Origin of the sequence: Falsiroseomonas selenitidurans (assembly GCF_012103215.1) — a bacterium.
GTDB lineage: Bacteria > Pseudomonadota > Alphaproteobacteria > Acetobacterales > Acetobacteraceae > Falsiroseomonas > Falsiroseomonas selenitidurans.
Map to the genome: position 1 here is coordinate 21567 of NZ_JAAVNE010000059.1, position 6281 is coordinate 27847.

The following is a 6281-nucleotide window of genomic DNA, read 5'->3' on the forward strand; positions in this document are numbered from 1 at the left end:
CGGACGTCGCCAGCCGGCATCGTTGGGCACTGCAGCAGAGGCGGCACCTAGCGCTGGCCGTAGCCCCGGCGGAAGGTGGAGCTGGATTTGCAGCTGGCCGCTAGACAGGGCCCGATAAAACAAAAACGAGCAGGGTTGGAATAACTAAATTCGACGCATGAGAATATTTGATGAAACATAAGACTGCGAGAAAAACGTCAAGATCCGCCCCGCGTCTGCTTCGGTAATTTTTTGGTCAACATTTGCGATTTTATTGCGCGCGTAGGCAAGTAGCCTGCTCACACGCTCATCAATCAGAGCCGCCTGCCTAATGATCGCCACTACATAACCAAGCGAATCATCCCAAGTCTCCTTTTCCTTTTCCTTTGCCACGAAACCCTGCACATCTTTGACGCGCGATTCCAGAATCTGAAGTTCAATGCTAATCGTATACAACATTTCAACAACAGACATCTCACCTATATCTTCGATGGCAAGGTGGATCTTATCAATTAAATAATCACTCAGCGGTGGCGGCGAAAACTGCAAGAGTCTAGCACGCGTTATAGTTCCAGCTTCGTCATCGTATATTTCGGAGATGGCCTGGGACGTGTTCCTCACATGCCGGGACAGTGAACCGAGTATGGATGGCAAAGCGGACCGAGCCCGTAAAGCCTTTCGCTTAAGGCGCTCCTGTTCATGCTGCTTATCTTGCAACACCTGGCTTCGGACAACAAGGATAGTGGCAAACGCAACAAAGGCGGTAATCAACGAGCCGATGAGAGTTTGCCACCGGAAAAGATTGTAAACCCAGGCAGGTTCTGCCATCGGTCACGTCTCCGTCCCGCCATTCACCTGCAGCATCTGGCCGTTGACGAAGGCGCCATCGACGGAAACCAGCATCCGCACCACCGCCGCCACCTCCCGCGGCTGGCCCATGCGGCCGACCGGCACGCGGGCGACCATCTTCTGGCGGTATTCGGTCGGGTTCTCGTCCTCGTCATCCGCGGCGATGGGGCCGGGGGAGATGGCGTTGGTGGTGATGCCCTTCGGCCCGAACTCCTTGCCCAGCGACTTGGTCAGGCCCCACAGCCCGTGCTTGGCGACGGACACCGGCGCCCGGCCGGAATAGCCGTGAATGGCGTTCATGCCGGTGAAGTTGACGATGCGGCCCCAGCCGCGCGCCAGCATCCCCGGCAGGCAGGCCTGGCTCAGCCAGATGGCCGCTTCCATGTCGACCCCCAGCACCCGGCGCCAATCCTCCTCCGTCGTCTCCAGGAAGGTCTTGGACGGGCGGAGCGCGGCGTTGTTCACCAGCACGTCCACCGTGCCGAATTCCGCCAGCGCCGCCTCCGCCACCGCCAGGCACCCCGCCCGGCTGCCGACATCGCCCATGGCCACCAGCGCCCGCACCCCCAGCGCCCGCGCTTCCGCCGCCACCGAGTCGGCGGCAGCGCGGTCGGCGGAGCCGTTGATCACCACGTTCAGCCCGTCGCCGGCCAGGGCCAGCGCCACGGCGCGGCCGATATTGCGGCCGGCGCCGGTGATCAGGGCGGTTTTCGTCTCGCTCATGCAGGTCTGGTCCTTCGGGGCGTGGAATGGTGGGCGCGCAGGATGCCGCGCTTCGGCGCTTCTGGCACCGCCTCAGGCAGCGCGGCGGATGAAATCGGCGCAGCGCTCGCCCACCATCAGCGCCGCCGGCTGGATGTTGGGCGAGGGGATCAGCGGGAAGACGCTGGCATCGGCCACGCGCAGCCCCGCCACGCCGCGCACCCGCAATTCCGGGTCCAGCACCGCGCGGCTGTCCGTGCCCATGCGCGCGGTGCCGCAGGGGTGGAACACCGTGCCGGCGGTGGCGCGGATGTTGTCCTCCAGGGCCGCATCGCTGTCGCCGGCCGGGCCGGGGCGCAGTTCCTCCTCGATCAGGGCGGCAAAGGGCGGGCTGGCGGCGATGCGCCGGGACAGGCGGGCGGCGCCGAGCATGATCCGCAGGTCGTTCGGATGGTCGAGGTAGTTGGCCTGGATCACCGGCTTGTCCGCCGGGTCGGGGGAGGCCAGGGTCAGCCAGCCGCGGCTGTCCGGCCGGCAGGGCCCGTAATTCCACATCACGCCCGGGAAGGGATGCAGCCCCTTGCTGTAGTCAAAGGTCGAGAAATTCACGAACAGGAACTGCGCCTCCGCCTCCTCCGCGCCCGGGGTGATGCGGGCGAAGGCCGTCGCCTCACCGGCGCCGATCGCCAGCGGGCCGGCGCGGCGCAGCAGCCAGTCCAGGCCCATCGCGCCCTGGCGGATTCGGCTGGCCATGATCTCGTTCAGCGTGCCGCAGGGCCGGGTGCGGAAGATGAACTTGGCGATCAGGTGGTCCTGCAGGTTGCGGCCGACATCCGGGCTGTGCGCCACGGCCGCGATGCCGAAGGCCGCCAGCGCCGCCGCGTCGCCGATGCCGGACAGCATCAGCAGTTTTGGCGTCTCGATCGCCCCGGCGCTCAGCACGATCTCCCGCGCCGCGCGCAGCACCCCCTCCCCGGTCTCCACGCCCACGGCGCGGCCGGATTCGAAGACGATTCGCCGCACCGTGACGCCGGTCTCCACCCGCAAATTCGGCCGGCGCATCGCCGGATGCAGGTAGGTGCGGGCGGAGGAGGCGCGGAAGCCGCCGCCGACATTCAACTGCACCGGCCCCGCACCCTCGATCGGGCCGCCACCATTCACGTCGCCGAAGCGCGGCAGGCCGGTGGCCAGGCAGGAATCGACAAAGGCCTGGGCCGCGGGTGCCAGGCGCTTCGGCTCGCTGACCCGGATCGGGCCATCCCGGCCGCGGGTATCGGAGGGCGCGCCTTCCCACGTCTCCAGCTTGCGGAAGAAGGGCGCCACATCGTCATGCGCCCAGCCGCGCGCGCCGGATTGCGCCCAGCGGTCATAGTCGTTCGGGCTGCCACGCAGGAAGACCAGCCCGTTGACGGACCCCGAGCCGCCCAGCACGCGGCCGCGCGGCCAGTGGATGGACCGCCCCGCCAGCCCGGCCGCGGGTTCGGTCATGAAGCGCGGGTCGTAGCGGCCGCTGCCATAGAGCTTCGCGTAGCCGATCGGCAGGCGGATCCAGGGGTCGCGGTCGGGCGGCCCGGCCTCCAGCAGCAGGACCCGGCAGGCGGGGTCCTCCGACAGGCGGGCGGCCACGACGCAGCCGGCGGAACCGCCGCCGATCACGATGACATCGGCGGCGGACTGCATGCTCAGGGCTCCAGCTTCACCCCGGTGCGGGCCACCACGTCGCGGAATTTCGCGACCTCGGCCCGGAAGAAGGCGCTGGCATCGGCCGCGGCGTTGGGCCGCGACCAGGGCGCGACGCCGGCCACCAGCAGGCGCTCCCGCAGCTGGGCCTGGCCCAGCGCCTGCTGGATCGCGGCGTTGAGCTGCGCCACCACCGGCGCCGGCATGTCCTTCGGCCCGATCACCGCGAACCAGTTCTCCAGGTCGAAGCCCGGCATCGCCGTCTCGTTCAGCGTCGGGATGTCGGGGAAGGAGGGGAAGCGCTGCAGGCCGGTCACCGCCACGCCACGCACCCGCCCGTCCCGCACCTGGCCGGCCGCGGAAGCCAGCACGGCGACGCCCCACTGCGTCTCCGCCTTGGCGATGCTCTCCACCATCTGGCCGCCGGAACGGTAGGCGACATGCGGGAAGCGCCCGCCCAGGCCCATCACATTGGCGAACAGCTCGCCCGAGAGATGTGGCATGGAAGCGACGCCGGAGGAGGCGAAGGGCAGCGCATCGGGCGAGCCTTCCCGCATCCGCGCCAGCATCGCGGCCGGCGAGCCGGCCGGCAGGTTGGGCTGGGCCACGACGATCATCGGCCCGGTGCCGACCACGGCGATATGGGTGAAGTCCGCCACCGGATCGTAGCGCGTGCCGCCGACCATGGCGGCCGGCGCCAGGGCGTGGGAGGACGCCTCCACCAGCATCAGCGTATGGCCATCGGGCGCCTGGCGGCGCAGCCAGTCACTGGCGATGATGCCGGAAGCACCGGGCCGGTTTTCCACCACCACACGCCCGTTCGGACCGAGCGCCGGGCCCATCCGGTCCGCCAGGAGGCGGGAGGTGATGTCGGTGGAGCCGCCGGGCGCGAAGCCCACGGCCAGGGTGATCGTCCGGTCCGGGAAGGCCAGGGCCGGCAGGGCCACCCCCGCCGCCAGGGCCAGCCCCAGCACGCCGCGACGCATGAACATGGTCTACGATCCTCCCGATCTTCTTGCCGCGAGCCTCGCCCCCGGCCGGGCGGCGCGCAAGGCCCCGGGCCGGGGCTTTTGCAACGAGATGAAACATCGGGGGCGTAACCGGGTGCCTCCATTGCGGCGAAGCATGGGCAAGGGCAACCTAAGGTTTCCCCAAGGGAAGGATTTTGCGCATGCGTGGATGGATTGGAGCGGCCGGCGCCCTGGTTGCGATGGGCTTCGCTGGATCGGCACTGGCCCAGGGCGACGTGATCGCGGACCGCCGGGCGGGGCTGCGCGGCCTCGGCCAGGGGATGGAAGCGATCGCGCAGACCGTGCAGTCCCGCGGCGACACGCGCGCCCTGGCGGCGCGGATCGATGCGATGTCCGCCTTCGTGGCGACGCTGCCGAACCTGGTGCCGACCGAATCGCTGACCCCGCCGCAGGCGCAGGGCACCCAGCCGGGCCAGACCCGCGCGCTGGCCGCCATCGCCGCGGATCGCGCCGGCTTCCAGACCCGCGCCAACAACATGGTGGCCGCCCTGGCCACCCTGAAGACGGCAGCGCAGGCGGGCAGCATCGCACCCGACCTGCTGCGCAGCACCGGCGGCACCTGCGGCGCCTGCCACCAGCAGTTCCGGGCGCGGTAAGACGACCCACAGGCGCCGGGCGCGTCGCGGCAAGGCGCCCCGAGCCGGCGGCTTGGCTCGCCACATCGGCGGCAGCGGCCCTTCGGCCGCTCGGCCGGCCGCAGGGCCGGCCGCCGGTTTTGTGCCGGGGCCGCCCCCGACGCGGCTCAGCCGAAGGCGCTGGCGCTGCCCTGGGCGGCGCCCCATTGCACCAGCGCCCAGACGGCGGCGGCGGCGGCGGCCAGCAGGGCCAGGGCCAGCCAGTTGCTGCCCATGCGCGGCACCGGGCCGCGATAGACCACCGGCAGGCGCAGCGCCCCGGTGATCATCGGCGTGACCAGGTTCTGCCCGCGCAGGACCCGGTAGGCGATGATGGCCAGCACATGCAGCACCGCCGCGGCGACGATCACCCAGAACACCCGCAAATGCATGGCCGTGGCCAGGGCGCTGGTGCCGCTGTCCACGGCGCGGGCCAGCGGGCCGCGGGTGAAGATCTCATCATCCGCGAACAGCCCGCTGCCCGCCTGCGCCAGCAGCAGGCCCAGCAGCACCAGCACCATCCAGCCGCCGGCGGCATTGTGGCCGATCTCGACGGGCGCGCGGCGCCGGAAATGCAGCAGGTGCCGCAGGCCCTCCAGCGGCGAGGCCAGGAAGTTGCGGAAGCGCGCGGTGTGGCTGCCCACCAGCCCCCAGGCGATGCGGAACAGCAGCAGGGTCAGCATGGTGTAGCCGGCCAGCACATGCAGGTCGAAGCGATGCGTCTCCGCGCTCCACCAGGAGATCGGCAGCAGCAGCACGATGCCCCAATGCACCAGGCGGATCCAGGGATCCCAGACCTTGAGCCGGCGCAGGCCGGTGGAAGGGGTGCTGTCGCGGGCCATCGGGTTCCCTCGGGACTCGTATCGCCCCCGATGTGCCCCGAGCCGGGCGCGCGGGGCAAGTTTCGGACGGTGACGCTTGCGGCGCGAGGGCCGGAGGGGCCAGGAAGGGGGCGATGATCGAAACCCTCACCCCTGCCCTCCCCGCCCTGCTGCTGGCGCTGGCCCTGGCGATGGCCGGGCGCCGCTGGCCGATGGCCGGCGGGCTGGCGCTGGGGGCGGGGGTGCTGGCCGGGTGGCTCTGGGTGTTCGGCAGCCTGCCGGCCTCCCCCCGGCAATTGCCGGAACGCCTGCCGCTGCTGGCGCTCGGCGTGCTGGCGCTGGTCGGGCTGGGCTTGGCCTGGCGGGCCGTGCCGGGGCGGCTGCTGGCGCTGCTGGGCGCGCTGGCCGTCGGCTGGTGGATGGCCGGCGCGCCGCGCAACGCGCCGGACCTGGCGCAGGCGGTGCCGGTGGGCGTGGTGGTGACGGGCGCGGTGCTGCTCGGCCTGCAGGGGGGGCGCTGGGCCAGGCTGGCCGCCGCTGCGGCGCTGCTGGCCGGGCTGTGGTGGGCGGCCCTGCCGGGCCCGGCCCTGCTGCTGTTTTTCAAC

The 6281-nt window shown here is 70.5% G+C and carries 7 protein-coding genes; 2 read left to right on the forward strand and 5 right to left on the reverse strand.

What is annotated here, in order from left to right; translation table 11 throughout:
- Positions 1–144: 144 nt before the first annotated feature.
- The 4 genes from HEQ75_RS24025 to HEQ75_RS24040 all read right to left on the reverse strand — a co-directional run bounded on the left by HEQ75_RS24025 (position 145) and on the right by HEQ75_RS24040 (position 4202).
- Positions 145–807, reverse strand: a complete 663-nt coding sequence (locus HEQ75_RS24025) for a hypothetical protein (protein ID WP_168034661.1) — start codon at positions 805–807, stop codon at positions 145–147.
- A gap of 3 nt (positions 808–810) precedes the next feature.
- Positions 811–1551, reverse strand: coding sequence for an SDR family NAD(P)-dependent oxidoreductase (locus tag HEQ75_RS24030; RefSeq protein ID WP_168034662.1), 741 nt, complete (start codon positions 1549–1551; stop codon positions 811–813).
- A gap of 72 nt (positions 1552–1623) precedes the next feature.
- Positions 1624–3210, reverse strand: a complete 1587-nt coding sequence (locus HEQ75_RS24035; RefSeq protein WP_168034663.1) for a GMC family oxidoreductase — start codon at positions 3208–3210, stop codon at positions 1624–1626.
- Positions 3211–3212: 2 nt separating this feature from the next.
- Positions 3213–4202, reverse strand: a complete 990-nt coding sequence (locus HEQ75_RS24040) for a Bug family tripartite tricarboxylate transporter substrate binding protein (RefSeq protein WP_168034664.1) — start codon at positions 4200–4202, stop codon at positions 3213–3215.
- A gap of 179 nt (positions 4203–4381) precedes the next feature.
- On the opposite strand from HEQ75_RS24040, the gene HEQ75_RS24045 reads away from it, so the two are divergent.
- On the forward strand, positions 4382–4837 hold the full coding sequence (locus HEQ75_RS24045) for a cytochrome c (RefSeq protein ID WP_168034665.1): 456 nt from the start codon (positions 4382–4384) through the stop codon (positions 4835–4837).
- A gap of 146 nt (positions 4838–4983) precedes the next feature.
- Here HEQ75_RS24045 and HEQ75_RS24050 read toward each other — a convergent pair whose 3' ends face one another.
- Positions 4984–5697 carry a cytochrome b/b6 domain-containing protein gene (locus HEQ75_RS24050; RefSeq protein ID WP_168034666.1) on the reverse strand — a complete coding sequence of 238 codons (714 nt, stop codon included), beginning with the start codon at positions 5695–5697 and terminating at the stop codon, positions 4984–4986.
- A 113-nt stretch (positions 5698–5810) separates the two neighbouring features.
- On the opposite strand from HEQ75_RS24050, the gene HEQ75_RS24055 reads away from it, so the two are divergent.
- The coding region (locus HEQ75_RS24055; protein WP_209318749.1) for a hypothetical protein at positions 5811–6281 on the forward strand (471 nt) is incomplete at its 3' end.

Bases quoted from the DNA above. Each gene is read 5' to 3' on its own strand.
- HEQ75_RS24050 (WP_168034666.1), bottom strand. From the start codon at position 5,697: ATGGCCCGCGACAGCACCCCTTCCACCGGCCTGCGCCGGCTCAAGGTC.
- HEQ75_RS24035 (WP_168034663.1), bottom strand. From the start codon at position 3,210: ATGCAGTCCGCCGCCGATGTCATCGTGATCGGCGGCGGTTCCGCCGGC.
- HEQ75_RS24045 (WP_168034665.1), top strand. From the start codon at position 4,382: ATGCGTGGATGGATTGGAGCGGCCGGCGCCCTGGTTGCGATGGGCTTC.
- HEQ75_RS24030 (WP_168034662.1), bottom strand. From the start codon at position 1,551: ATGAGCGAGACGAAAACCGCCCTGATCACCGGCGCCGGCCGCAATATC.
- HEQ75_RS24025 (WP_168034661.1), bottom strand. From the start codon at position 807: ATGGCAGAACCTGCCTGGGTTTACAATCTTTTCCGGTGGCAAACTCTC.
- HEQ75_RS24040 (WP_168034664.1), bottom strand. From the start codon at position 4,202: ATGTTCATGCGTCGCGGCGTGCTGGGGCTGGCCCTGGCGGCGGGGGTG.